At 50.5% G+C, this 26133-nt stretch carries 23 protein-coding genes and 1 pseudogene; 9 read left to right on the top strand and 15 right to left on the bottom strand.

What is annotated here, in order from left to right; genetic code table 11:
- The first annotated feature begins 101 nt into the window (after positions 1–101).
- The 3 genes from prmA (at position 102) to fis (ending at position 2503) form a co-directional block, all read left to right on the top strand.
- Positions 102–989: a 50S ribosomal protein L11 methyltransferase gene (prmA, locus tag HLG76_RS12865; RefSeq protein WP_077677616.1), complete on the top strand. Its 888-nt coding sequence runs from the start codon at positions 102–104 to the stop codon at positions 987–989.
- 229 nt (positions 990–1218) lie between these two features.
- Positions 1219–2184 (top strand): tRNA dihydrouridine synthase DusB, encoded by a 966-nt coding sequence (gene dusB, locus HLG76_RS12860; RefSeq protein ID WP_175993795.1) that lies wholly within the window; start codon positions 1219–1221, stop codon positions 2182–2184.
- 22 nt (positions 2185–2206) lie between these two features.
- Positions 2207–2503 carry a DNA-binding transcriptional regulator Fis gene (gene fis, locus HLG76_RS12855; RefSeq protein WP_021024113.1) on the top strand — a complete coding sequence of 99 codons (297 nt, stop codon included), beginning with the start codon at positions 2207–2209 and terminating at the stop codon, positions 2501–2503.
- Positions 2504–2592: 89 nt separating this feature from the next.
- Here the strand turns inward: fis and zntR are convergent, their stop codons facing one another.
- A complete protein-coding gene (zntR, locus tag HLG76_RS12850; RefSeq protein ID WP_021024114.1) occupies positions 2593–3027 on the bottom strand; it encodes a Zn(2+)-responsive transcriptional regulator in 435 nt (144 codons plus the stop codon).
- 261 nt (positions 3028–3288) lie between these two features.
- On the opposite strand from zntR, the gene purH reads away from it, so the two are divergent.
- Together purH and purD are read left to right on the top strand one after the other, a co-directional pair.
- Positions 3289–4878, top strand: coding sequence for a bifunctional phosphoribosylaminoimidazolecarboxamide formyltransferase/IMP cyclohydrolase (purH, locus tag HLG76_RS12845; RefSeq protein ID WP_077679095.1), 1590 nt, complete (start codon positions 3289–3291; stop codon positions 4876–4878).
- 21 nt (positions 4879–4899) lie between these two features.
- Entirely contained in the window at positions 4900–6195 is a 1296-nt protein-coding gene (gene purD, locus HLG76_RS12840; protein WP_175993794.1) for a phosphoribosylamine--glycine ligase, read from the top strand.
- Between the two features lie 147 nt (positions 6196–6342).
- Here purD and HLG76_RS12835 read toward each other — a convergent pair whose 3' ends face one another.
- Together HLG76_RS12835 and hupA are read right to left on the bottom strand one after the other, a co-directional pair.
- Positions 6343–7017, bottom strand: coding sequence for a DUF1481 domain-containing protein (locus HLG76_RS12835; RefSeq protein ID WP_077461886.1), 675 nt, complete (start codon positions 7015–7017; stop codon positions 6343–6345).
- A 60-nt stretch (positions 7018–7077) separates the two neighbouring features.
- A complete protein-coding gene (gene hupA, locus HLG76_RS12830; RefSeq protein WP_021024119.1) occupies positions 7078–7350 on the bottom strand; it encodes a nucleoid-associated protein HU-alpha in 273 nt (90 codons plus the stop codon).
- Positions 7351–7573: 223 nt separating this feature from the next.
- Here hupA and HLG76_RS12825 point away from each other — a divergent pair, with 223 nt between their 5' ends.
- On the top strand, positions 7574–8662 hold the full coding sequence (locus HLG76_RS12825) for a CNNM domain-containing protein (RefSeq protein ID WP_021024120.1): 1089 nt from the start codon (positions 7574–7576) through the stop codon (positions 8660–8662).
- Positions 8663–8720: 58 nt separating this feature from the next.
- Here HLG76_RS12825 and HLG76_RS12820 read toward each other — a convergent pair whose 3' ends face one another.
- On the bottom strand, positions 8721–9311 hold the full coding sequence (locus tag HLG76_RS12820; protein ID WP_077461884.1) for a YjaG family protein: 591 nt from the start codon (positions 9309–9311) through the stop codon (positions 8721–8723).
- Between the two features lie 91 nt (positions 9312–9402).
- Here HLG76_RS12820 and HLG76_RS12815 point away from each other — a divergent pair, with 91 nt between their 5' ends.
- Both HLG76_RS12815 and HLG76_RS12810 read left to right on the top strand, forming a co-directional pair.
- Complete coding sequence (locus HLG76_RS12815; RefSeq protein WP_175993793.1) at positions 9403–10308, top strand: D-2-hydroxyacid dehydrogenase; 906 nt, start codon at positions 9403–9405, stop codon at positions 10306–10308.
- Positions 10309–10923: a uracil-DNA glycosylase family protein gene (locus HLG76_RS12810; protein WP_077577035.1), complete on the top strand. Its 615-nt coding sequence runs from the start codon at positions 10309–10311 to the stop codon at positions 10921–10923.
- 31 nt (positions 10924–10954) lie between these two features.
- Here the strand turns inward: HLG76_RS12810 and hemE are convergent, their stop codons facing one another.
- A complete protein-coding gene (hemE, locus tag HLG76_RS12805; protein WP_254877696.1) occupies positions 10955–12103 on the bottom strand; it encodes a uroporphyrinogen decarboxylase in 1149 nt (382 codons plus the stop codon).
- A gap of 168 nt (positions 12104–12271) precedes the next feature.
- Entirely contained in the window at positions 12272–13042 is a 771-nt protein-coding gene (gene nudC, locus HLG76_RS12800; protein ID WP_077669671.1) for an NAD(+) diphosphatase, read from the bottom strand.
- 144 nt (positions 13043–13186) lie between these two features.
- Between nudC and HLG76_RS12795 the strand changes: the two genes are divergently transcribed.
- Positions 13187–13672, top strand: a complete 486-nt coding sequence (locus HLG76_RS12795) for an Rsd/AlgQ family anti-sigma factor (protein WP_025744442.1) — start codon at positions 13187–13189, stop codon at positions 13670–13672.
- A gap of 143 nt (positions 13673–13815) precedes the next feature.
- Here the strand turns inward: HLG76_RS12795 and rpoC are convergent, their stop codons facing one another.
- The 9 genes and pseudogenes from rpoC to tuf form a co-directional block, all read right to left on the bottom strand.
- Positions 13816–18030: a DNA-directed RNA polymerase subunit beta' gene (rpoC, locus tag HLG76_RS12790; protein ID WP_077486505.1), complete on the bottom strand. Its 4215-nt coding sequence runs from the start codon at positions 18028–18030 to the stop codon at positions 13816–13818.
- Between the two features lie 83 nt (positions 18031–18113).
- Positions 18114–22139 carry a DNA-directed RNA polymerase subunit beta gene (gene rpoB, locus HLG76_RS12785; RefSeq protein WP_175993792.1) on the bottom strand — a complete coding sequence of 1342 codons (4026 nt, stop codon included), beginning with the start codon at positions 22137–22139 and terminating at the stop codon, positions 18114–18116.
- Between the two features lie 230 nt (positions 22140–22369).
- On the bottom strand, positions 22370–22738 hold the full coding sequence (rplL, locus tag HLG76_RS12780) for a 50S ribosomal protein L7/L12 (RefSeq protein WP_077669672.1): 369 nt from the start codon (positions 22736–22738) through the stop codon (positions 22370–22372).
- Positions 22739–22795: 57 nt separating this feature from the next.
- Positions 22796–23284 (bottom strand): 50S ribosomal protein L10, encoded by a 489-nt coding sequence (gene rplJ / locus HLG76_RS12775; RefSeq protein WP_025744445.1) that lies wholly within the window; start codon positions 23282–23284, stop codon positions 22796–22798.
- A gap of 227 nt (positions 23285–23511) precedes the next feature.
- Positions 23512–24216, bottom strand: coding sequence for a 50S ribosomal protein L1 (gene rplA / locus HLG76_RS12770; protein ID WP_175993791.1), 705 nt, complete (start codon positions 24214–24216; stop codon positions 23512–23514).
- A 4-nt stretch (positions 24217–24220) separates the two neighbouring features.
- Positions 24221–24649, bottom strand: coding sequence for a 50S ribosomal protein L11 (rplK, locus tag HLG76_RS12765; protein ID WP_025674743.1), 429 nt, complete (start codon positions 24647–24649; stop codon positions 24221–24223).
- 122 nt (positions 24650–24771) lie between these two features.
- Positions 24772–25317 (bottom strand): transcription termination/antitermination protein NusG, encoded by a 546-nt coding sequence (gene nusG / locus HLG76_RS12760; RefSeq protein ID WP_025744447.1) that lies wholly within the window; start codon positions 25315–25317, stop codon positions 24772–24774.
- Positions 25318–25328: 11 nt separating this feature from the next.
- The gene (secE, locus tag HLG76_RS12755; RefSeq protein ID WP_025744448.1) at positions 25329–25700 is read right to left on the bottom strand and encodes a preprotein translocase subunit SecE; all 372 of its coding nucleotides are present in this window, start codon (positions 25698–25700) and stop codon (positions 25329–25331) included.
- A 222-nt stretch (positions 25701–25922) separates the two neighbouring features.
- Positions 25923–26133 (bottom strand): annotated as a pseudogene (tuf, locus tag HLG76_RS12750) (elongation factor Tu); the annotation flags it as partial.

Raw genomic sequence — 26133 nt, 5'->3', positions numbered from 1 at the left:
CAAAGCGGCCTGCATGTTTGTAGGCCGCTTTTTGTTTGCAGCATGCACAGTGTTGATCTGATAACATCTTCAGTATTCCTTATCCTGACACGAGATTCACCATGCCTTGGATCCAATTAAAACTGAACGCCAATGCCGACAATGCTGAAGCACTTGGCGATCTACTGATGGAAGAAGCCGGCGCGTTGTCTGTGACCTTCCTTGATGCCAAAGACACCCCGGTTTTTGAGCCTTTACCCGGCGAAACCCGCTTGTGGGGCGAAACTGACATCATGGCGTTGTATGATGCACAAGCCGATATGGATACCGTATTAGCGGTATTAAACACGAGCCCATTGCTGGCTGACAACTTTGCCCACAAGATCGAGCAGCTCGAAGACAAAGACTGGGAACGGGCATGGATGGATAACTTTAAGCCGATTCAATTTGGCGAGCGGCTGTGGATCTGTCCGACCTGGTGTGAGGTCCCCGATGACACGGCAGTCAACGTGATGCTGGATCCTGGACTCGCCTTTGGCACCGGCTCTCACCCAACCACGGCCCTTTGTTTGGAATGGCTTGATAGCTTGGATCTAAACGGAAAAACCGTGATTGATTTTGGCTGTGGCTCAGGCATTCTAGCCATTGCGGCTATCAAGCTGGGCGCTGAGCGGGTCATTGGCATTGATATCGATCCCCAAGCCCTGCTCGCCTCCAAGGACAACGCTGAGCGTAATGGTGTTGCCGATCAACTGCACCTGTATCTCCCGAAAGACCAACCGGCCGATCTGAAAGCAGATGTGGTCGTGGCCAATATTCTCGCTGGCCCACTCCGTGAGCTTTCTGGCGTGATCAAAGGGCTGATCAAACCAAATGGTCAACTAGCGATGTCTGGCGTTCTCGATTCTCAAGCCGAAGACGTTGCTAATCACTATCGCGATCGTCTCGATATTAACCCGATCGTCGAACGTGAAGAGTGGTGCCGGATAAGCGGCCAGTTGCTCACTTAATCGGTCAGATCGTCGCGCTATGAGCTTGCCGCACAAGTAACGTTTGTCGGTAAGCCATGGTTGACGTGCTACTTGAAATGCTTGATTAATCAGCGAAACGCGGCTGATACAAAAAGTGCGAGAAAAATCAAGCCATCAATGCTCAAATATTGTCCTTTTCAGACGCAGCAAAAATGCGTAAAATGCGCGCCCTTGCTGACTCAGAGCGGCTGAAGAGGATTTAGAGCTTTTGCGTATCGGACCTTACACCCTGGATGTCCCTTTGATCGTCGCCCCAATGGCCGGCGTGACGGACCGACCATTTCGTGAGCTATGCCTTGCGCATGGTGCCGGTATGGCTATCAGTGAAATGATGTCATCCAATCCAGCATTGTGGCGGACGAACAAATCGCAAAAGCGCATGGTTCATATTGACGAATCCGGTCTGCGCTCGGTGCAAATCGCGGGGGCTGAACCCGAGCTTATGGCTGATGCGGCGCGATTTTGTGTCGAGAACGGGGCGCAAGTGATTGACATCAACATGGGTTGCCCAATGAAAAAGGTCAATAAAAAGCTAGCAGGCTCTGCATTGCTAACTCGACCCGATCTGATTGAGCAAATCCTAACAGCCACGGTAAACGCGGTGGATGTTCCCGTGACGCTTAAAACGCGTACAGGCTGGGATCCGGACAATAAGAACTGTGTAACGATCGCCCGGATGGCGGAAGATTGTGGTATCCAAGCCCTTGCACTGCATGGCCGCACGCGTGCCTGCATGTACAAAGGTGAGGCAGAGTACGACAGCATTAAAGCTGCGAAAGCAGCGGTATCGATTCCGGTGATAGCCAATGGCGACATTGATTCACCAGAAAAGGCCCAGTATGTTCTCGACTATACAGGGGCAGATGCCGTAATGATTGGTCGCCCTGCTCAGGGACGCCCGTGGATTTTTCGCGAAATCCACCACTATCTCACCACAGGTGAGCACTTGCCTGCCCCTTCATTAGAAGAGGTTAGGACGATTTTGTTGGGTCATGTTCAAGAGCTTCATCAATTTTATGGGGAGCTCAAAGGATTACGTATTGCCCGAAAGCACGTGGGCTGGTACCTCAAAGAGCATGATCAAATTGGCGACTTTCGCCGCACCTTCAACGCAATCGAAGATGCACAACAGCAGATCGATGCGCTGCAAGGCTACTTCGACAACGTTGCATAAATACGAGAAGAGCTGACAGAATATGTTCGAACAAAACCTGACTTCCGAAACATTGACAGTAACAACTGTAACTTCACAAGATCAAATTACGCAAAAGCCACTTCGTGACTCTGTAAAAGCGTCCTTGAAGAACTACCTCGCGCAATTGAATGGCCAGGAAGTCAACGATCTGTATGAGCTTGTCCTCGCAGAAGTTGAGCAGCCACTGCTGGATACCATCATGCAATACACCCGCGGTAACCAAACCCGCGCAGCCACCATGATGGGCATCAACCGCGGTACATTGCGTAAGAAACTGAAAAAATACGGCATGAACTAATCAATCATTGGTTTGGCTGTTATAAAACGGGCTAGCCGTCAATCGGTTAGCCCGTTTTTGTTTTCTCTGATGGTGCAACGCACCTTTCCTTAACAGCATGAGTTGGAATCTTCACTGTCTGCTAGGGTTTCCAATATTGAGCAATGGGTCGCGTCATCGTCGTCCATACCGCAGCAGGCGGCATTTAAACGTGTAAGGGAATGCTTGACCCGCTCAAGCGCAGCTATCTTCTCTGAGACCTCATTCAGGCGCCGCTGGGTGATCCCTTTCACTTCTGCACAGGTGTGTAACGTCGCTTCTTCGCGAATGTCAGACAGCTCGTGAATTTCATCAAGCGATAATCCCATTTCTTTGCCGCGTAAAATGAACATGACTTGGCTAATGGCATCATCGGCATAAAGCCGGTATCCACCCTCTGTACGCGCACTCGGGGCCAGTAGACCGGACTTTTCATAAAAACGCAGCGTATCGGTGGAGACACCACAGTGCTTGGCTAGCTCACCTATTTGCAGCAACTTGGTCATCACCGCTCCTTTTCATGTTGGATGAACTTTCTTTTTGTAGCAAAGGCGGGCCCTTATGACCAGCGTTGTATGAAAGCAAGCAACGACAGCTGGACAAAAACAATAAAAATGTCGCCATCAGCAAATAGCAATCGATTGCGCAAATAAAATCAGATAGAATGGCGCCGCTTTGACAATTGGCCGTTTAATAAAGTTTACCTATGTGGTTAGCCATGGTGGGCTTTGATAAGCATTCAATCTGTCAGTGAAGAGAGCTAAGCCATGGAAAATCTGCGTCCTATTCGTCGCGCGTTACTCAGCGTGTCTGATAAAACCGGTGTGGTCGAGTTTGCCCAAGCGCTCGCCCAACGCGGTGTCGAACTGCTATCAACCGGCGGCACGGCCCGTTTGCTCGCAGAAAACGGCCTTGCGGTCACCGAAGTCTCCGAGCATACCGGCTTCCCCGAAATGATGGATGGCCGCGTGAAAACCCTCCACCCGAAAATTCACGGCGGTATTTTGGGCCGGCGCGGTCAAGACGATGCGGTGATGGAACAGCATCAGATCGCACCGATTGATATGGTAGTAGTGAACCTCTACCCGTTCGCACAAACCGTTGCCAACCCAGATTGCACACGTGATCAAGCCATCGAGAATATCGATATCGGCGGCCCAACCATGGTGCGCTCAGCGGCGAAAAACCATGCTGATGTCACCATTGTGGTAAACAGCCAAGACTATGATCGCGTGCTCACCGAGATGGATCAGCACCAGCAGTCTTTGACACATGCCACGCGCTTTGATTTAGCGATTGCCGCGTTTGAGCACACCGCGGCCTACGATGCCATGATTGCGAATTACTTTGGTACCCAAGTGCCTGCCTATCATCACGCAGAAGACAGCCAAGAGTCGCCATTCCCACGCACCCTGACCCAACATTGGGTTAAAAAGCAAGACATGCGCTATGGCGAGAACAGCCACCAGGCGGGCGCCTTTTATACTGAAGCCCACCCGCAAGAAGCCTCGGTGGCCACGGCTACCCAACTGCAGGGCAAGGCGCTGTCTTATAACAATATCGCTGACACCGATGCGGCATTAGAGTGCGTGAAAGAGTTTGAACAACCTACCTGCGTGATTGTAAAACACGCCAACCCCTGTGGCGTTGCTATCGGTGAAGACTTACTCAGTGCCTATCAGCGCGCTTATCAAACCGATCCTACCTCAGCATTTGGTGGCATTATTGCCTTTAACCGTGAGCTGGACGGCGACACGGCACACGCCATTGTTGAGCGTCAATTTGTCGAAGTGATCATCGCGCCGCGCGTCAGTGACGCCGCCAAAGCGGTGGTCGCGGCGAAGAAAAATGTCCGTCTTCTCGAGTGTGGCCAATGGCAAGCACGCACCACAGGTTGGGATAGCAAGCGCGTCAATGGCGGCTTGTTAGTTCAAGCACGCGACCAAGGCATGGTCGGTTTAGACGATTTGCGCATTGTCACTGAGCGTCAGCCCACAGACAAAGAGCTAAGCGATGCCCTATTTTGCTGGAAAGTGGCAAAATACGTAAAATCGAACGCGATTGTGTATGCCAAAGACAGCATGACCATCGGCGTCGGCGCCGGCCAAATGAGCCGCGTCTACTCGGCGAAAATAGCCGGCATCAAAGCGGCCGATGAGCAGCTCGAAGTGGCCGGTAGTGTAATGGCCTCTGATGCCTTCTTCCCTTTCCGTGACGGCATTGATGCTGCGGCAAAAGCTGGGATCACCTGCGTGATCCAGCCGGGTGGTTCGATGCGTGATGAAGAAGTGATTGCCGCCGCCAATGAGCATGGCATGGCGATGGTCTTTACCGGTATGCGCCATTTCCGCCACTAAGTGGGCGATGAAGGAGAACACATGAAGGTATTAGTAATTGGTGGCGGTGGCCGCGAGCATGCGCTAGCGTGGAAAGCCGCGCAATCATCCAACGTTGAGATCGTATATTGCGCGCCGGGAAACGCCGGCACCGCGCATGAAAACAAGTTGAGTAACATTGCGATCGCAGCTGATGACGTTGAAGGGTTGCTGGCCTTTGCCCGCGAGCAACAGATTGATTTAACCATCGTCGGTCCTGAAGCGCCCTTGGTGTTGGGCGTGGTCGATGCCTTCCGTGAGCACAGCTTGGCCATCTTTGGTCCTACCCAAGCGGCCGCGCAACTTGAGGGGTCTAAAGCCTTCAGTAAAGACTTTTTAGCGCGCCATGGCATTCCCACCGCTGACTACCAAACCTTTGCCAAGGTGGAGCCTGCACTGGCCTACATCGCGGAAAAAGGCGCGCCCATTGTGGTCAAAGCCGACGGCCTTGCCGCTGGCAAAGGGGTCATTGTGGCGATGACCGAGCAAGAAGCGACTGAGGCCGTGCGCGATATGCTCTCGGGCAATGCCTTTGGTGAAGCGGGCCACCGCGTGGTCATCGAAGAATTTCTGCAAGGCGAAGAAGCAAGCTTTATCGTCATGGTGGATGGTGAGCATGTGTTGCCAATGGCCACCAGCCAAGACCATAAACGCGCAGGTGAAGGCGATACCGGCCTCAACACCGGCGGTATGGGTGCATACTCGCCCGCCCCTGTGGTCACCGACGCCATTCACCAACGCGTGATGGACGAGGTGATTATGCCCACCGTCAAAGGGATGTATGCGGATGGTGCGCCCTATACCGGCTTTTTATACGCAGGATTGATGATCGCCGCCGATGGGACGCCAAAAGTCATTGAGTTTAACTGTCGCTTTGGCGATCCGGAAACTCAACCGATTATGATGCGTTTGCAATCTGACTTGGTGGAGCTTTGCCTCGCTGGCACGCAAGGACGCCTCAATAAAGTCGATTCTCAGTGGGATCCACGTGCAGCCGTCGGCGTGGTTTTAGCCGCAGGTGGCTATCCAGGAGACTATCGTAAGGGCGATCGTATTACTGGGCTGCCTACCGATAGCGATACCGCCAAAGTGTTTCATGCCGGTACTGCGCTCAACAACGGCGACATTGTCACATCTGGCGGGCGTGTACTCTGTGCAACGGCACTGGGAGAGACGGTAACAGCCGCCAAACAAGGCGCTGACGCGCTTGCCGCTATGATTTACTGGCCAGGCTGCTTTTATCGCAGTGACATCGCCCACCGCGCGGTATCTCGCGAAAAGGCCGATTTATCGACTTAATGTTACATCGCGGCATGCCGCATCCAGCAAGCCAGACCCGATAAATGCGCCACCAAGGCGCATTTTTTATATCCGCGGTTTTTACGTATCGACGAGCTTTTTTGCTTCGATAGGGTTTTGTTCATCGAGCGTCTATTCATCGAGCTTTTATTCGTCAAGTAAGCGAGGGCGCTGCAAACAGGCTTTGTTATTATCGACATATACAAGAAAGTCGATGTTATCGCGTAGGATACCTGAATCGCCACCTGCTACCACAAAGGTGCCGGGCTGACTTATCTGCGAAACCACGCTGGGATCAATCGTGTCAGAAAATGTCCAACGCTGGGTATCGCCACGACAATCGACCCAACGGTCGCCCTGACGCTGCGCTTGCCACACTGATACATCACGTGACAACTGCGTTTTTGCTTGCTGCTGTACTTGATTGGCTTCTTGATAAAGGCGGGTCAATGTCGCGCTACTCAAGGGGAGTAAGGTTTCATCTTGCTGATAGCGCTGAAAGACAGGCTCACCACTGGCATCAAATCGAACATAGATAGAGAAGGGAGCTAATGCGGCGCCCGCCAGCTGTGTACCCTCTCGTTTGATTGCACGCAAGCTGCCGTCTCGCCAGACATACTCGCTACGATAACGACCATAATCGCCCTGCCACACTTGCTCGGCTAAACCAATCACCTGCCCTTGCTGACTATCCAACCAGTAAACAGCGCGATAATCGCCGGCGGAAGCGGCGGTCATATGCGTGACCGGCTTGGAAGGCTGCCCACTTGAGCATCCAACCAGGATGGCCATCAACGCGACTATCCAAAATTTAGAACGCATCACGAGTCCACATACAAAAACGCCATAGCGAGAAGGCTATGGCGACATGAGCAGTAACGCTTATTTAACCGCGTCTTTTAACGCTTTACCCGCGACAAACGCAGGTACGTTTGCTGCCGCAATTTGAATTTCTTGACCCGTTTGTGGGTTGCGACCTGTGCGTGCTGCACGGTGGTTCAATTTAAACGTACCGAAGCCAATCAGTTGTACCTGCTCGCCTTCTTTCAAAGCGCCTTCAATACCGCCTAAAGTCGCTTCCAAAGCGGTTTTCGCTTGTGCTTTTGAAAGTTCTGCTTTTTCTGCGATCAGGTCGATCAGTTGGGTCTTGTTCATTATGTCTTCCCTTCTAGGTTTTTTAGAGACGAAGTCACTCTAATTCAAAAGAAGCCCGGCTGGCAAAGGTTTGTGGCGCTCTGTGTGGCTGTATGGAGGCTCTTTAACCACAAACTGAGCGCGAACTCACAATTTGTTGCGTTTTTTCTCAGTTGAAAGGTTGTAAACGCCCGCCAATGGCCTGATCTTTAGAGTGTTGACTGACTTTTAACTTCGGAAATTTATGCTCATTCTGATCCTTTTTATCTCGCTTTCAATTGGTGTGTCTTTCATATGCTCAGTACTGGAAGCTATTTTGCTGAGCATCACACCGAGCTATATTGCCAATCTAAGAAACCAAGGTCACCCAGCCGCAGAGCGGCTCAACGCGCTTAAAAAAGATATTGATCGGCCACTCGCATCCATTCTGACACTGAATACCATTGCGCATACAGTTGGAGCCGCCGGTGCAGGCGCGCAAGCTGCCCATGTGTTTGGTGATGCTTGGGTCGGGGTATTCTCCGCTGTTCTTACACTGGCGATTCTTCTTTTATCAGAAATCATTCCTAAAACCATTGGCGCCAATTTCTGGCCTCAACTGGCACCCAGTGCCGCCGTCATTCTAAAGTGGATGGTCTGGGCATTAACGCCGTTTGTTTGGCTGTCCGAACAAATCACCAAGCGGCTGAGCGCAGATACCACGCATGTCAAACTGCGTGACGAAATTTCAGCGATGGCAATGCTGGCATCTGAAAGTGGCGAAATGGGCGAAGATGAAACGCAAATGCTCAATAACATGCTTAAATTACGCGATCTTCCTGCCACTCAGCTTATGACGCCACGTCCCGTATTATTTCGTGTTCCCGCCGATATGGATGTTAACACCTTTCTCAAGGAACATGGCGATTGCCCCTTCTCACGTCCTCTTGTCTACGGTGAGCAGCGTGACGATATTTTGGGGTTTGTCCACAAATCCAATATCTATGAAGTCAAAACCGAAGGGGCAGGACAAACACGGTTAGGCAACTTGATGCGCCCACTCGCGGTAATCTTACCCGGTAATACGGTCTTACAAGCATTTGATATTTTGATGATTCGCCGCGCTCAATTGGCGATGATTGTCGACGAATACGGCACGGTACAAGGGATTATTACGCTCGAAGACATTTTTGAGTATCTCACCGGAAGAGAAATCATTGATGAGGCGGACACCGTGACGGACATGCAGCAACTGGCTTATCAGCGCTGGGACGCCTGGAAGAAGCAGCATAATATGATTGAAAGCCAAGACGATGACGAGCCACCGGTACAACGACATACCGATGAGTCATAACTCGAAAAGGCGGCCTAGGCCGCCTTTCTGTTCTTACTAACGTTTTGACAACTCATGCTTACTCAGCACGCAACCCTAGATTACTCACGCCAGCTTCTCGAAGCTCTTGCCGGATGCCTTTGAGCATCTCCACATCACGACTTTCGGCACTTTTCAGCACACGGAAGATTGCCCACTGGGCATCCCATTCCTCACAAACCGCCTCAAACGCCTTTTGATTGTCATCGGTTACCGTTTCACCGGTTTGTGCTTCTTCAAGCTGGGCAACACTGAGGACCGACTGCTGAGAAACTTTTAATGTAATGGGCAAGATTTCATCACGATCTAACAAAGCGTGAAGAAGCTGAGACAAGGCAATACAGGCATCAATCGCCGGATACGTCAGATAGATGGCATCGTCATCAGCCACAGGGATCAATGGCTCGAGCTTTTCTAATTGGCGCTCAAAGTCAATTTTAGCCGTTTTGACCGTTTGCGATTCCCACACCGCATCGAGAATATTGCGAAACGCTTGCGGGTCGGCAAATTCTGTTTGCGCACAGAAAAGCGCGTAGTTTGGCACCATACGCTCCACCAGCGCAGCCATAAAACTAATATGTTGCCAATTCTCACATTTTTCCAAACGCAGTTGTAAAGGGTTTCGTAACATAGCTAATTGATCTTTAATAGCGGGAAGGACAAACGTCCTCGGTCAATGAGGGCAGTGTACTCGATTCCCCCCAGCATAAAAAGGAGCCTTTGTGGATAAAGTTTACGTTATCAGCGAGCATGCCGAGACCTATCATCGGTTACTGCATAACGCCACACTACCTGAACTCACCGTCGTGGATCGCCCCGATCAAGCCACTATCTGGCTCGCCGATCCGCCACTGGCGGCACCTCAATTATGCTATGGCGATCAGCTCCGCTGGTTACAATCAACATTCGCCGGTATCGACGCCCTGATCAACGCACCTTATCGACACTATCAATTAACCAATGTGAGAGGCATTTTTGGTGACTTAATGGCCGAATACGTCTTCGGCTATTTGCTCAACGAAACACGACATATTACTCAATATGCAGACCAGCAAGCGCAACGTCTTTGGCAACCGCACGACTACACGTCGTTACGTGGAAAAACACTGGCTATTCTGGGGACGGGCGCCATTGGTCAGCATATTGCCACCGTGGCTTATGCGTTTGGGATGCACGTGCTGGGCACCAACCAAGATGGGCGTGCTGTCGAGGGGTTTGAGCACACCATGACGCTGACTGCGCTGCGTCAGCGGCTAAGCGAGGTCGATGTGTTAGTCAGTACACTGCCCGCAACAACGGAGACGGCCCGATGCGTGAATGCTGATTTTTGGCAATACGCAAAAGACCTCTTGTTTATTAATGTCGGTCGCGGCGCAACGGTCGATGAATCTGCGCTCATTAAGGCCCTGGACGAGAAAAAGCTGCGCTTGGCCGTATTGGACGTGATGCAACAAGAGCCGCTACCTCAAGCGCATCCTTTTTGGGTGCATCCTCGTGTTCACATTACCCCACATATTGCTGCCGTTAGTTTTCCCGAACAAGTTTTTGACCTTTTTGCAGACAATTATCGCCGTTGGCATGCCGGTAAGCCGCTGGCTCATCAGGTCAATTTTAACAAAGGGTATTAAATGGTTTTCTCCGATTTAGAGACCGCCTTAGTAACCGCTCGTGAGTGCCACTTATGCCAACACTGGCTGGCGAACGGCCCCCACCCAATTATCCAAGCGAGTACAGATTCTAGAGTGCTGATTATCGGTCAAGCGCCAGGGCGACGGGTGCATGAAAGTGGTCTGCCGTTTAACGACCCTAGTGGCGATCGCCTGCGTGAATGGCTGGGGGTCACACGTGAGCAGTTTTACCAGCCAGATTTATTTGCCATCATGCCCATGGGCTTTTGTTATCCCGGCAAAGGTAAATCGGGCGATCTGCCGCCGGCGCGTATCTGCGCCCCCGTGTGGCACCAGGCAATCAAAGCACACCTCCCTAACGTTGCGGTGACCTTGCTGATTGGTCAATATGCTCAGCAGTACTACTTAGCCAACAAGCCTAAGACACTGACCGAGACCGTCAAGCAATGGCAACAGTGGGCGCCTCATGCCTTTTCGCTGCCTCATCCTTCTCCCAGAAACACACGTTGGCTACGCCGCAATCCGTGGTTTGAAGAGCAGGTAGTGCCCGCAATGCGACACCGAGTTCAGCAGGCTTTACGAGACGCTCCCCGTTGTAAGGGTCGCCTAAAATAAAAAAACGCTCGCCGATTGGCGAGCGTGATCGTTAGCGATGATAAGGCTTAGATAATTCATGTACCGCATCAATAAAGACGCCTGCATTCTCAGGTGGGACATCCAAGTGAATGCCATGGCCGAGGTTAAACACATGGCCAGTCCCTTCACCGAAACCTTCCAAAATCGTCGAGACTTCTTGGCGAATGCGCTCAGGGCTGGCATATAACATCGACGGATCCATATTACCTTGTAGAGCAACATTGTCGCCAATCCGTGCTTTGGCATCAGCCATGTTAATGGTCCAATCAAGCCCAACACCATCACACCCGGTCGCGGCAATGCGTTCCAACCACATACCCGCATTTTTAGTAAACAAGGTCACTGGCACGCGGCGCCCGTCATGCTCTCGGATCAGACCGTCGACAATTTTCTGCATATACTGCAAAGAGAAGTCATTGTAATCGCGCGGCGTTAGCACGCCACCCCAGGTATCAAAGACCATGACAGATTGCGCACCCGCCTTAATCTGCGCGTTTAGATAACTAATCACACTGTCGGCGAGCTTGTCGAGTAAGGCGTGTAACGTCTGCGGCTCGGCATACATCATCTTTTTGATCTTGGTAAAGGCTTTAGAGGTGCCACCTTCTACCATGTAAGTTGCCAGTGTCCATGGACTGCCAGAGAAGCCAATCAAGGGAACTTCACCCGCCAGTTCTTTGCGGATAGTACGCACCGCATTCATCACGTATTGCAATTCCCCCTCAGGGTCAGGCATACCGATTTTATCGACATCCGCTTTACAGGTGATGGGACGAGAAAACTTGGGGCCTTCTCCCGTTTCAAAGTACAGCCCTAATCCCATTGCATCAGGAATAGTGAGAATATCTGAAAATAAGATAGCGGCATCCAAATCAAAGCGACGCAACGGCTGCATGGTCACTTCACAGGCCAATTCAGCATTTTTACACAACGACAAAAAGTCACCCGCCTGCGCACGTAATTCTCGATATTCAGGAAGGTAGCGACCCGCTTGGCGCATCATCCACACGGGCGTGCAATCTACCGGTTGCTTATAAAGGGCGCGTAAATAACGATCGTTTTCAATTCGGTCATTGTGTTTAAACCTGTGTGCGAAAAGTGGCCGCCATTGTATCACTGTAAAATGGCAACAAAAGCGAAGCTTTGTTAACAGGATCATAAAACGGCCACCCAAGGACCACGAACGATTGCTGGTGATTTAACCGCATGGTAAAACCATTCTATAACGACAATAGATCTACAAAAGACAATAGATCTACAAAAGACATAGGTCTACAAAAGACAACATGTTCGCATCTTACCCCGGCTCCCCTACGGCCGGGTTTTTTTATGCCTGCGTCAAGGTGCAGCTGGCCTCAATCAAGCGTCGAGCAATCGTTCCTGTTGGTGCGACTAACGGTAACTGGTCCATATCAAACCATTGTGCATCGGTGAGCTCCTCATAGTCGGGGTTTAGATCCCCTCCGGCATAATCGGCGAGAAACCCCATCATCACATTAGAAGGAAACGCCCAAGGCTGACTTTCCATGTAACGAATATTGGTTATCGATAGGCCCGTTTCTTCTTTCACCTCACGCGCCACACATTGCTCGAGCGTTTCGCCAGGCTCAACAAACCCCGCAATCACGGTATACATGCCCGTTTTATGACGAGGGTGCTGAGCAAGCAACAAACGTTTACCATCGCGCACGGCAACAATCACACACGGCGATACGCGTGGATAATCATGACGCTGGCAGCTTGAGCACCACATCGCTACCGCCTGCGCGTTAAATTCCGTACGCTGACCACAGCAACCACAAAATGCTTGCTGATGGCGCATATGATCGAGCTGGATGACCCGCCCGACTAACGCAAATAAGTCCGCTGACAGATAGGGGAGTAAGTCCCGAAAGCCTGCCATCTCGTCATCGGGAAGCATGACGTTACAATTAAATATCCCCACCACCGGTGTCTGCTGATAGTTACCGACAGTCACTGTATCACCACCAGCAAACGGCAGCTGCGACAAGGGCATACATGGCAATTGACCACCTGGCAGCCAAAGTTTGCTCTTGCTAACTACACATACATAGACGGCTTTTTGATTCTGAGACATGGTCACTTCCTTAGCCTTGCAGCTACACTTGAATACTGGCAATCTAGTTTCATAACGTGATGCAAAGGATTGAGCAGCCCGTTAATTTTCAGCCGGCCTTATATAGTGCCATTCATTCGCTGATCGATCACGAGGACACCGATCATGCTGAGAAAACTTGAACGTACCAAAGCCCAATGGAGCGGTTACGACGAGGTTATTGATTACTGGCTTGAGTTACGCCGCCAATTATTGGTGGAGTATTACAATGTGGCCGGCGTGGCCGCCAAAAAAAAACAATCGCTGCCAACAAAAGCAGAACTCGATAATTTCTGTGATCATCTTGTCGACTATATCTCGACCGGCCACTTCAAGATCTACAACATGGTCATGGAGCGTTGGCAGTCAACAGGGTTCGCGGCGACGAAAGAGACCGATAACCTTTATTATCGCATCGTTGATACGACAGACCCTCTGTTAGACTTTAATGATAAATTCAGTGCGGTAGACTTGGACGACGAAGATTATGACGCCACCGATTTTGACCAAGATATGTCTGCAATTGGTGAGTGGCTTGAGCAACGTTTTGAGTTGGAAGATACTTTAATTCGATTGATTGCTGACAGTCTGGCTCACCCGCCGGGCGCCTAAAACGCATCACCTAATATCAATAGAAACGCCGCCTCTTGAGATGCGGCGTTTTTTGTGCGCTGAATGAACACAAAAACAAAAGGCATCTCCGAAGAGATGCCTTTTTATTCGACTTAGCTTATCGCGCTAATTATTTCACTCGCTTAGCTATCGTCGTTCAAGCCCGCATTAAGCAACGCCGCTAGGTCTTGTGATGCTTGCTCTGCATCGACCTGAGGAGCGACTGGCTGCTCTGGCTCTGCACGCTTAGCTTGACGGTCTTTGTGATACGCGAAGCCAGTACCGGCTGGGATCAGACGACCCACGATCACGTTTTCTTTCAGACCGCGCAAGTCATCACGCTTACCTGCCACCGCGGCTTCTGTCAGCACACGCGTGGTTTCTTGGAACGAAGCCGCTGAGATAAAGGACTCAGTCGCCAACGATGCTTTGGTAATACCCAAGAGATCACGGCCAAATGTAGCTGGCTGCTTACCTTCGATTTCAAGATCACGGTTAGCAATCATGACACGAGAGTATTCAACCTGCTCGCCTTCCAAGAACTCAGTATCACCTGCAGACTTGATCGTCACCTTACGCAGCATCTGACGAACAATCGTCTCAATGTGCTTATCGTTGATCTTAACGCCTTGCAGACGGTAAACGTCTTGTACTTCGTTGGTGATGTATTCCGCCACCGCATGGATACCACGCAGACGTAGGATGTCGTGTGGTGATTCTGGACCATCTGCGATCACATCACCTTTCTCGACTTTTTCACCTTCGAAGACGTTGAGCTGACGCCACTTTGGAATCATCTCTTCGTACGCTTTACCTTCTTCTGGTGTGATAACCAGACGACGCTTGCCTTTGGTTTCTTTACCAAAGGACACCGTACCGGTGATCTCTGCCAGAATCGCTGGCTCTTTCGGCTTACGCGCTTCAAACAGGTCAGCAACGCGAGGCAGACCACCGGTGATATCCTTGGTACCGCCGCTTTCTTGCGGGATACGCGCTAGGGTGTCACCAATGCCAACACTCGCACCGTCATCTAGTTGCACGATGGCTTTACCTGGCAAGAAGTATTGAACCGGCATATCAGTACCCGGCACCATCACATCATTACCTTGCGCATCCACCAGCTTCACCGCAGGACGCTTGTCTTTACCGGATGTTGGACGCTCTGAGGCATCCATGACCACGATAGAAGACAGACCCGTTAGCTCGTCAGTTTGACGTTGCATGGTCGCGCCATCAATCATATCCACGAAGCGAAGGCTACCTTCTACCTCAGTGATGATTGGCATGGTGTGTGGGTCCCAGTTAGCGACTACGTCACCGGCTGCCACGGCTTCGCCGTCTTGCTTGCCAAGGATTGCACCATAAGGCACTTTGTAGCTTTCTTTGGTACGGCCAAACTCATCAACAATGGTCATTTCTGTCGCACGCGAGGTAATCACGAGCTTACCGTCGCTGTTGGTAACAGATTTAGCATTGTGCAGGTGCATAGAACCTTTGTTCTTCACCTGGATGTTGTTTTCTGCCGCTGCACGCGATGCTGCACCACCGATGTGGAACGTACGCATGGTCAGCTGTGTACCAGGCTCACCGATAGACTGTGCTGCGATAACACCGACAGACTCACCGTGATTAACCAGGTGACCACGTGCCAGGTCACGACCATAACAGTTGGCACAACAACCAAAGTCGGTTTCACAGGTTACAACAGAACGCACTTTCACTTTATCGACGGAATGATGCTCAAGAATGTCACACCATTTTTCGTCCAACAGCGTGTTGCGTGGTGCCAGGACTTCTTCCGAGCCAGGCTTGAGCACATCTTCTGCCACAACACGGCCTAGAACACGCTCACGCAGGGCTTCTTTAACGTCACCACCTTCGATAACCGCCATCATGTGGATACCGCCTTGGGTGCCACAATCGGTTTCGGTCACAACCACGTCTTGCGCGACATCGACCAGGCGACGCGTCAGATAACCTGAGTTCGCGGTCTTCAGTGCCGTATCCGCCAGACCCTTACGGGCACCGTGCGTTGAAATAAAGTACTGAAGTACGTTCAGACCTTCACGGAAGTTCGCCGTGATTGGCGTTTCGATGATGGAGCCATCCGGCTTCGCCATCAGACCACGCATACCCGCTAGCTGACGGATCTGCGCGGCAGAACCACGTGCACCTGAGTCAGCCATCATGTAGACGCTGTTAAACGATGTTTGCGTTTCTTCTTCGCCATCACGGTTAATCACTGTCTCGGTAGACAGGTTATCCATCATCGCTTTGGCAACTTGTTCGTTCGCGGCCGCCCAGATATCGATCACTTTGTTATAGCGCTCGCCGGCCGTCACTAGGCCTGACTGGAACTGCTCTTGAATTTCCGCGACTTCAGCTTCAGCAGCTTCGATCAAGTCGTACTTCGCTTGTGGGATCACCATGTCGTCGATACCGACAGACGTGCCCGACAGCGCTGAATACGCAAAACCTGTGTACATAATTTGGTCAGCGAAGATAACGGTATCTTTCAGACCCAGCTTGCGGTAGCAGGTGTTTAGCAAGTTAGAAATTTGCTTTTTACCTAATGGCTGGTTCACCAAGTCATACGGCAAGCCGTCAGGAACAATGGTCCACAGCATGGCGCGGCCCACGGTGGTATCCACCAAGGACACTTTTTCCGTGCGTGTACCCATCTCATCGATGTCGATTTGCTTGATACGTACTTTTACACGGCTGTGCAGTTCAGCATGACCGGTACGGTATACTTTTTCTGCTTCACCTGGACCAGCCAGGTACATGCCTTCGCCTTTGCCGTTGACCTTTTCACGGGTCATATAATAGAGACCCAATACCACGTCCTGCGACGGAACGATGATAGGGTCACCAGACGCTGGCGACAGAATGTTGTTGGTTGACATCATCAACGCACGCGCTTCGAGCTGAGCTTCCAGCGTTAGCGGCACGTGAACAGCCATTTGGTCACCATCGAAGTCAGCGTTATACGCCGCACACACCAACGGGTGCAGCTGGATCGCTTTACCTTCGATAAGCACAGGTTCAAACGCTTGGATACCCAAACGGTGAAGTGTTGGTGCACGGTTAAGCATCACTGGGTGTTCACGGATGACATCATCCAAGATATCCCATACGACCGCTTCTTCGCGCTCAACCATCTTCTTAGCGGCTTTGATAGTGGTCGCTAGACCACGAGTCTCAAGCTTGCCGTAGATAAACGGTTTAAACAGCTCTAGTGCCATTTTCTTTGGCAGACCACACTGATGCAGACGCAAGTATGGACCCACGGTAATCACCGAACGGCCAGAGTAATCAACACGTTTACCCAGCAGGTTCTGACGGAAACGCCCCTGCTTACCTTTGATCATGTCAGCCAGTGATTTCAGCGGACGCTTGTTCGAGCCGGTAATGGCGCGACCACGACGGCCGTTATCCAGCATGGCATCGACAGACTCTTGCAGCATACGCTTTTCGTTACGCACGATAATATCTGGCGCAGCAAGATCAAGTAGACGCTTCAAGCGGTTGTTACGGTTAATCACACGGCGGTACAGGTCGTTGAGATCCGAGGTCGCAAAACGACCACCATCCAACGGGACCAATGGACGCAGATCGGGCGGCAACACGGGCAGCACGGTCAAAATCATCCACTCAGGGTTGTTACCTGATTGTAAGAAGGACTCAACCAGCTTCAAACGCTTGGTGATCTTCTTACGCTTGGTCTCAGAGTTCGTCTCTTCGAGCTGTTCACGCATTTGCTCTGTCTCAACCGACAGATCCATGTTCGCTAGCAGTGCTTTGACTGCTTCTGCGCCCATGCGCGCGTCAAATTCGTCGCCCCACTCTTCGAGTGCGTCTAAATATTGTTCTTCAGACATCATCTGACCGCGCTCTAGGCTGGTCATGCCTGGTTCAATAACAATATACGACTCAAAGTAAAGCACACGTTCGATGTCACGCAGTGGCATGTCCATCAACAAGCCGATGCGCGATGGCAGCGACTTCAGGAACCAAATGTGGGCAACAGGAGAAGCAAGCTCAATGTGACCCATGCGCTCACGGCGCACTTTGGTCTGAGTGACTTCAACGCCACATTTTTCACAAATGACGCCGCGGTGCTTGAGGCGCTTATACTTACCACAAAGACACTCATAGTCTTTGACCGGGCCAAAGATACGTGCACAGAACAAACCGTCACGTTCAGGCTTAAAGGTACGGTAGTTGATGGTTTCTGGCTTTTTCACTTCACCAAACGACCATGAACGAATCATGTCCGGTGAGGCAAGACCGATTTTGATCGAGTCAAATTCTTCGGTCTTATGTTGTGCTTTCAGAAACTTAAGTAAGTCTTTCACAATCGGCTCCTGTGAGGAGTTGACCCATAAAGGCGCTGACAGGCAGCGCCTTCATATTCTTACCGGAGAGAGTAGCTCGAGGCTTACTCGTCTTCCAGCTCGATGTTGATACCCAACGAGCGGATTTCTTTCAGCAATACGTTGAAAGATTCCGGCATGCCCGGCTCCATACGATGGTCGCCATCTACGATGTTTTTATACATCTTAGTACGGCCATTAACGTCATCCGACTTCACGGTGAGCATTTCTTGTAGGGTATAGGCAGCACCGTATGCTTCCAGAGCCCAAACTTCCATCTCACCGAAGCGCTGACCACCGAACTGTGCCTTACCACCCAACGGTTGCTGCGTCACCAAGCTGTAAGAACCGGTTGAACGGGCGTGCATCTTGTCGTCAACCAAGTGGTTCAGTTTCAGCATATACATGTAACCCACGGTTACCGGACGCTCAAACTTCTCACCAGTGCGGCCATCGTACAGGTCAAGCTGACCAGACTCAGGCAGATCACCCAATTTCAGTAGTTCTTTAACAATTGGTTCAGGCGCACCGTCAAAGACAGGAGACGCTGTCGGCAGACCATCACGCAGGTTTCCGATTAAGGTGCGTACTTCTTCGTCAGTCAGTTGGCTAATGTCCACTTTCTGACGGGTATCACCGAGATCGTAAACCTTCTGCAAGAACTCACGGAATTTCGCTAGTTCTTGCTGCTCTTTGAGCATGCGGTTGATCTTGTCACCAATCCCTTTCGCTGCCAGACCCAAGTGTGTTTCTAGGATCTGACCGATGTTCATACGCGAAGGTACACCCAACGGGTTCAGCACTAAGTCGACGGGTTCACCAGATTCGTCGTAAGGCATATCTTCGATCGGGTTGATCTTCGAGATAACACCTTTGTTACCGTGACGACCAGCCATTTTATCACCTGGCTGGATGCGACGTTTAACCGCAAGGTACACTTTAACGATCTTCAACACGCCTGGCGCAAGGTCATCACCTTGGGTGATCTTGCGACGTTTGGTGTCAAATTTCTTGTCAAAGTCAGCTTTGATTTCGTCGTACTGCTCGGCAAGCTGCTCTAGCTGCGTTTGCTGGGCTTCGTCGTCTAGTGTCTGCGTCAACATGGTCTGACGATCCATGTTGGCTAATTGACTATCAGTGTAACCGGCTTGAGAAAGCAGTGTGCGAACACGTGCCATCAGACCACCTTCAAGGATAGAGAACTCCTCGGTTAGGTCTTTTTTGGCTTCTTTCAGCTGCATTTCTTCGATTTCGAGTGCACGTTTGTCTTTTTCAACGCCATCGCGGGTAAAGACTTGTACATCGATAACCGTGCCAGATACACCATTAGGAACACGCAATGATGAATCTTTTACGTCAGAGGCTTTTTCGCCAAAGATTGCTCGTAGTAGCTTCTCCTCTGGCGTCAGTTGTGTTTCGCCTTTTGGCGTCACTTTACCGACCATGATATCGCCGCCTTTGACTTCGGCTCCGATATACACAACCCCAGATTCATCCAGCTTAGACAGTGCCGCTTCACCCACGTTTGGAATATCCGCGGTAATTTCTTCACTGCCCAGCTTGGTATCACGCGCCACACAAGAAAGCTCTTGAATGTGAATAGTGGTTAAACGATCTTCCTGAGCCACACGCTCAGAAATAAGGATGGAATCCTCAAAGTTATAACCGTTCCACGGCATAAACGCGATACGCATGTTCTGGCCGAGTGCCAGCTCACCCAAATCGGTTGATGGTCCGTCAGCCAAGACGTCACCTTTGGCGACTTCATGGCCTGGCATCACAGTTGGACGCTGGTTAATACAGGTGTTCTGGTTTGAACGTGTGTATTTCACCAAGCTGTAGATGTCGATACCCGCTTCGCCTGATACCAACTCATCTTCATTCACTTTCACCACGATACGTGATGCGTCGACCGACTGAATGGTACCACCGCGTTTCGCTACCGCTGTCACACCCGAGTCAACCGCCACATTACGCTCGATACCTGTTCCCACGAGCGGCTTTTGCGCGCGCAGTGTCGGCACTGCCTGACGTTGCATGTTCGCGCCCATCAAGGCACGGTTAGCATCATCATGCTCAAGGAACGGGATCAGTGAGGCTGCCACCGATACGACCTGGTTGGTCGCAACGTCCATGTACTGGACATGATCACGTGGGTGCAAGCCTGACTCACCGGTTTCACGCGCGGTGATCAGTTCATCAGTGAAGGAGCCATCTTCGTTCAACGCAGCGTTCGCCTGCGCAATCACGTAGTGACCTTCTTCGATCGCTGACAAATAATCAATTTGATCGGTCACTTTACCGTCAACAACTTTACGGTAAGGTGTTTCTAGGAAGCCGTAGCCATTACAACGTGCAAAGGCAGACAGTGAGTTAATCAGACCGATGTTCGGTCCTTCCGGTGTTTCAATCGGACACAGACGACCGTAGTGGGTGGCATGAACGTCACGCACTTCGAAACCTGCACGCTCACGCGTCAGACCGCCTGGACCCAATGCAGAAATACGACGTTTGTGCGTCACTTCTGACAACGGGTTGTTTTGGTCCATAAACTGTGACAGCTGTGAAGAGCCAAAGAACTCTTTAACTGCCGCAGAGATAGGCTTAGCGTTAATTAAGTCTTGTGGCATCACACTGTCGAGATCGCCCAAGCTCAAACGCTCTTTTACTGCACGCTCTACACGTACTAGACCTACACGGAACTGGTTTTCTGCCATTTCGCCCACAGAGCGAATACGGCGGTTACCCAGGTGATCAATGTCATCAACTTCACCAATACCATTTCGGATATGGATGAGTTTACGCATCACCTCGATAATGTCTTCTTTGCTCAGAACGCCTGGGCCAGTCAGATCATCACGACCCAGAGAGCTGTTAAACTTCATACGACCCACAGATGATAGGTCGTAGCGATCGTCTGAGAAGAACAGACTTTCGAACAGTTGCTCTGCCGCTTCACGCGTTGGTGGCTCACCAGGACGCATCATGCGGTAAATTTCAACTAACGCCGTCAAGCGATCCGTTGTATTGTCGATACGCAGGGTATCTGACATGTACGGGCCGTGATCCAGGTCATTAGTGAACAGGGTTTCGATACGTTTGTGACCTGCTTGCGACAACTGCGCCAGTGTCTCCAGACTTAACTCTTGGTTAGCCGAGACAATCACTTCGCCAGTTTCCTGGTTGATATATTCACGTGCAGAAATCTTGCCCGCAATATACTCCACCGGCACTTCGATGTGATCAACGTTATCTTTCGTCAACTGACGGATATGACGCGCGGTAATTCGACGGCCTTGCTCAACGTAAACTTTACCGTTGGCTTCAATGTCGAAATTTGCCGTTTCGCCACGTAGACGATCAGGCACCAACTCCATCACCAGAGATTTGCCCTTCACTTCGAAAACGACTTTTTCGAAGAATAGATCCAAGATCTCTTCAGTTGTATATTCCAGCGCACGCAGAATAATAGAAGCCGGCAGCTTACGACGACGATCGATACGAACGTATACGATATCCTTAGGATCAAATTCGAAATCCAACCATGAACCACGGTATGGGATCACGCGTGCGTTATATAGCACTTTTCCTGAGGAGTGGGTTTTACCCTTATCGCTGTCGAAAAAGACGCCCGGACTACGGTGCAGCTGGGATACGATAACCCTCTCAGTACCATTGATGACAAAGGTACCATTTTCAGTCATGAGCGGAATTTCGCCCATATAGACTTCTTGTTCTTTGATGTCTTTTACGGTACCAGCCGGGGCTTCCTTATCAAACATCACCAAGCGCAGTTTCACGCGCAGTGGGGCCGAATAGGTTACGCCACGAATTTGGCATTCTTTGACATCGAAAACTGGCTCACCGAGACGATAGCTAACGTATTGCAGCTCGGAATTGCCGTTGTAGCTCTGAATTGGAAAAACAGAGCGAAAGGCAGCTTCAAGACCGTATTGCCCTTCTGGATCCTGCTCGATAAAGTTCTTAAAAGATTCAAGCTGGATCGACAGCAAGTATGGCACGTCCAGAACTTGAGGACGCTTACCAAAATCCTTACGGATACGCTTTTTCTCGGTATAAGAGTAAACCATAGGGTTCCTCAGCTCGCTGATAAGTGACCCAAACTGTCCGATAAAACAAGGACAGTGACTAAACAACCACCGTTTAGTGTAGGAAAATCAAAGCGCGTGCTTTGATCTTTTTGCATGGTCAGCAGTGATAAAACGGGGTGGAAATTTCACTACTGCCCTACAGCGCAAAAAGGCCGGTGGCTTTCTAGCCACCAGCCAATGCCCTTTCAGGCTAGGAAATTAAGTATAAATTACTTAACTTCAACAGAAGCACCAGCTTCTTCTAGCTGAGCTTTAAGCGCTTCAGCTTCTTCTTTCTCAACACCTTCTTTCAGAGGTGCTGGCGCGCCGTCAACAAGCGCTTTCGCTTCTTTCAGGCCTAGACCAGTTGCGCCACGTACCGCTTTGATTACTGATACTTTGTTCGCACCAGCTTCTTTCAGGATAACGTCAAATTCGGTTTGCTCTTCAGCCGCTGCGCCTTCGCCAGCACCACCAGCAACAACTGCTGCTGCAGCTGATACGCCGAATTTTTCTTCCATAGCTTCGATAAGCTCAACAACTTGCATTACAGACATGTCTGCAATTGCGTCTAGGATTTGCTCGTTAGTGATAGACATAACAATTCTCTTTAAAGTCAACAATAAAAGGATTAAGCAACCAGATTAAGCGGGCAATTAGGCCGCGTCTTTTTGGTCGCGAACAGCGGCGATAGTACGAACCAGCTTGCCGGCAGAAGCTTCTTTCAAGCCCATCATTAGGCGTGCAATTGCTTCGTCGTACGTTGGCAGTGTCGCCAATACCTCTGGGTCAGTGATCACGCCTTCGAATGCAGCAGATTTAACCTCAAACTCGTTGTTTTCTTTAGCGAAGTCTTTAAAAAGACGCGCAGCAGCACCTGGGTGCTCGTTAGAAAACGCAATCAGAGTTGGGCCAACAAAAGTGTCTTTCAGACACTCGTAGTCTGTGCCTTCAACTGCACGGCGAGCCAGTGTATTACGAACAACTTTCATGAAAACGCCCGCTTCACGCGCTTGTTTACGTAGAGAAGTCATCGCATCCACGGTTACACCGCGAGAATCAGCAACTACTGCAGACAGGGCACCACTGGCAGCTTCGTTGACTTCAGCAACAATTGCTTTTTTGTCTTGAAGGTTTAAAGCCATTTGGATTTGCTCCTGGATTGTTTAACACCACTCCCCACATAGCGTAGAGAGAGCTTTTACGGTGCAGATCCAAGAAAGACGAAAATCTATCATGTTCTGGCACCGTCTACGTAGGAGAGATTAAGTTCGCTATGAACACCTACGGTCTTGGACGAAGTTTGCCGCAGCAAACTCAGCCATAAAATTGCCAAGCGAGAGAGTATAAACTACTCGCTCGCTTGTCGCAATTAGTTAACGCTTGCGTCCAAAGAGTTCTGGTCTAATGAAACACCAGCACCCATAGTGGTCGACAGGCTAACTTTCTTAATGAAAGTACCTTTTGCTGAAGTTGGCTTCGCCTTCTTCAGTGCAACCAACAGCGCTTCAAGGTTCTCTTTTAGGCTGTCAGCGTCAAAGTCTACTTTACCGATAGTAGTATGAACGATACCGTTCTTATCGTTACGATAACGAACCTGACCTGCTTTCGCGTTCTTAACCGCTTCAGCAACGTTAGGAGTTACAGTACCTACTTTCGGGTTTGGCATCAGGCCGCGTGGACCTAGGATAGTACCTAGCTGGCCAACAACGCGCATTGCGTCTGGTGAAGCGACGACAACGTCAAAGTTCATTTCGCCTTTCTTCACTTGCTCAGCAAGATCTTCCATACCCACGATATCTGCACCCGCTTCTTTCGCAGCGTCTGCATTCGCACCTTGGGTGAATACTGCAACACGGATTTCACGGCCAGTACCGTTCGGCAGTACAGTTGCACCACGAACGTTTTGGTCTGATTTACGTGCATCGATGCCAAGGTTGACAGAAACATCAACACTTTCAACAAATTTTGCAGTCGCCAGTTCCTTAAGTAGAGCAACGGCTTCGTTGATGTCGTACTCTTTGGTCACATCAACTTTTTCGCGGATTACGCGCATGCGCTTAGTCATTTTAGCCATTGTCTTAACCCTCTACGTTCAGGCCCATTGAACGGGCAGTACCCGCAATGGAGCGTTTCATCGCTTCGACGTCCGCACCCGTCATGTCTGCCGCTTTGGTTTCTGCGATCTCTTGGATCTGAGCGTCAGTAACGGTACCCACTTTTTCAGTGTTCGGACGACCTGAACCAGACTTAACACCGGCTGCTTTCTTAAGCAGAATCGCCGCTGGTGGGGTCTTGGTTACGAAGGTGAAAGAACGGTCACTATATACAGTGATAACAACAGGAGTTGGTAGACCTTTCTCGATAGATTCAGTCTTCGCGTTAAACGCTTTACAGAACTCCATGATGTTCACACCGTGTTGACCTAGAGCAGGACCAACCGGTGGCGATGGGTTAGCTGCACCCGCTGCAACCTGCAGCTTGATGTAAGCTTGTACTTTCTTAGCCATTATTCAATTACCTAATTTTGGGTACTAACGTCTATCTTGCGACAGACTTCCCGTTTAACAAAAGGGCGCGAAATTATAGTCAAATTTCGCGCCCTTGCCAACCGTTAGCGGTGCTTTTTTGATCAGGTTTTTTCTACCTGGCCAAATTCAAGCTCTACCGGTGTTGCACGGCCGAAGATAGACACTGAAACTTTAAGGCGGTTTTTATCGTAGTCGACTTGTTCAACCACGCCGTTAAAGTCTGCAAATGGGCCTTCAGTAACGCGTACCACTTCACCTGCTTCAAATACGGTTTTATGCACCGGAGACTCACTCGCTTTTTCAAGGCGATTGAGGATAGAGTCCGCTTCTTTATCAGAAATTGGAGCTGGGCGATCAGAGGTGCCGCCGATAAAGCCCATCACACGTGGCACACCACGTACTAGGTGCCACGACTCATCGTTCATCACCATTTGGACGAGCACATAACCTGGGAAGAATTTACGTTCGCTTTTACGACGTTGACCTTGGCGCATTTCAACCACTTCTTCGGTTGGCACCAATACTTCCCCGAAATAGTCTTCCATTTCGTGCATCTTGATATGTTCGCGCAATGATTGCGCCACACGGCTTTCAAAACCAGAGAAAGCCTGAACCACATACCAACGTTTTTTGGGAGCTTCGCTCATGTACTTTTACCTCACACGCCAGTGATTAGGCGGACTAGACGGACCATAATTCCGTCAACGCCCCACAAGATGAGCGCCATAACGACAGTAACAGCCAGAACGATGAGAGAGGTTTGCAAAGTCTCTTGGCGCGTAGGCCAAATGACTTTACGCACTTCCATACGCGATTCGCGTGCAAACGTGATCGCAGCTTTTCCTTTCATCGTGAGTGCAGCCACACCGCCAGCAGCGGCAACCAGCACCACTACAGCAGCAGCTCGCACTACTACAGACACATCACTGTACAGGCTATTCCCTACCACGGCTGCGGCCAATAGGACAAAAACAACACCCCACTTGAGGATGTCCATCGAACCGGATTGGGTCTCAGCGTTCGCTTTCATACATTCTACCTGTAACAAGTCTACATAGACGGCAGTGCCTATAACAGCATACGGTCAGTATTCTGCAAGGCACGTGGTGATCTTATCTCTCGTTAGAGGGTGATACGATCACTAAAGTCCGCGCTGACCGACCATGAGTGGCGAAAATTACGCCAATAGGAGTGTCAAACGCAGAAAAAGGGCATCAAATGATGCCCTTTTTACTAGTGTTTCGTCAAATCATTATTCAACGATGTTGGCAACAACACCAGCGCCTACAGTACGGCCACCTTCACGGATAGCGAAACGTAGGCCTTCATCCATCGCGATTGGCGCGATAAGCGTTACAACCATCTTAATGTTGTCACCAGGCATAACCATCTCAACGCCTTCTGGCAGTTCGATAGTACCGGTCACGTCAGTTGTACGGAAGTAGAACTGTGGACGATAACCT

It is taken from the genome of Salinivibrio sp. EAGSL (genome assembly GCF_013366455.1).
GTDB classification, from domain to species: Bacteria; Pseudomonadota; Gammaproteobacteria; order Enterobacterales; family Vibrionaceae; genus Salinivibrio; species Salinivibrio costicola.
Note: the sequence above shows the minus strand (reverse complement) of the source record. Positions and strands in the feature narration are given on the sequence as shown.

Coding starts and splice junctions, on each gene's coding strand:
- HLG76_RS12820 (WP_077461884.1), bottom strand. CDS start 9,311: ATGTTACGAAACCCTTTACAACTGCGTTTGGAAAAATGTGAGAATTGG.
- HLG76_RS12795 (WP_025744442.1), top strand. CDS start 13,187: ATGCTGAGAAAACTTGAACGTACCAAAGCCCAATGGAGCGGTTACGAC.
- rplK (WP_025674743.1), bottom strand. CDS start 24,649: ATGGCTAAGAAAGTACAAGCTTACATCAAGCTGCAGGTTGCAGCGGGT.
- nudC (WP_077669671.1), bottom strand. CDS start 13,042: ATGTCTCAGAATCAAAAAGCCGTCTATGTATGTGTAGTTAGCAAGAGC.
- HLG76_RS12835 (WP_077461886.1), bottom strand. CDS start 7,017: ATGCGTTCTAAATTTTGGATAGTCGCGTTGATGGCCATCCTGGTTGGA.
- purD (WP_175993794.1), top strand. CDS start 4,900: ATGAAGGTATTAGTAATTGGTGGCGGTGGCCGCGAGCATGCGCTAGCG.
- hupA (WP_021024119.1), bottom strand. CDS start 7,350: ATGAACAAGACCCAACTGATCGACCTGATCGCAGAAAAAGCAGAACTT.
- rplL (WP_077669672.1), bottom strand. CDS start 22,738: ATGTCTATCACTAACGAGCAAATCCTAGACGCAATTGCAGACATGTCT.
- prmA (WP_077677616.1), top strand. CDS start 102: ATGCCTTGGATCCAATTAAAACTGAACGCCAATGCCGACAATGCTGAA.
- zntR (WP_021024114.1), bottom strand. CDS start 3,027: ATGACCAAGTTGCTGCAAATAGGTGAGCTAGCCAAGCACTGTGGTGTC.
- HLG76_RS12810 (WP_077577035.1), top strand. CDS start 10,309: ATGGTTTTCTCCGATTTAGAGACCGCCTTAGTAACCGCTCGTGAGTGC.
- secE (WP_025744448.1), bottom strand. CDS start 25,700: ATGAAAGCGAACGCTGAGACCCAATCCGGTTCGATGGACATCCTCAAG.
- HLG76_RS12825 (WP_021024120.1), top strand. CDS start 7,574: ATGCTCATTCTGATCCTTTTTATCTCGCTTTCAATTGGTGTGTCTTTC.
- rpoB (WP_175993792.1), bottom strand. CDS start 22,139: ATGGTTTACTCTTATACCGAGAAAAAGCGTATCCGTAAGGATTTTGGT.
- hemE (WP_254877696.1), bottom strand. CDS start 12,103: ATGATCCTGTTAACAAAGCTTCGCTTTTGTTGCCATTTTACAGTGATA.
- nusG (WP_025744447.1), bottom strand. CDS start 25,317: ATGAGCGAAGCTCCCAAAAAACGTTGGTATGTGGTTCAGGCTTTCTCT.
- rplA (WP_175993791.1), bottom strand. CDS start 24,216: ATGGCTAAAATGACTAAGCGCATGCGCGTAATCCGCGAAAAAGTTGAT.
- rplJ (WP_025744445.1), bottom strand. CDS start 23,284: ATGGCTTTAAACCTTCAAGACAAAAAAGCAATTGTTGCTGAAGTCAAC.
- purH (WP_077679095.1), top strand. CDS start 3,289: ATGGAAAATCTGCGTCCTATTCGTCGCGCGTTACTCAGCGTGTCTGAT.
- fis (WP_021024113.1), top strand. CDS start 2,207: ATGTTCGAACAAAACCTGACTTCCGAAACATTGACAGTAACAACTGTA.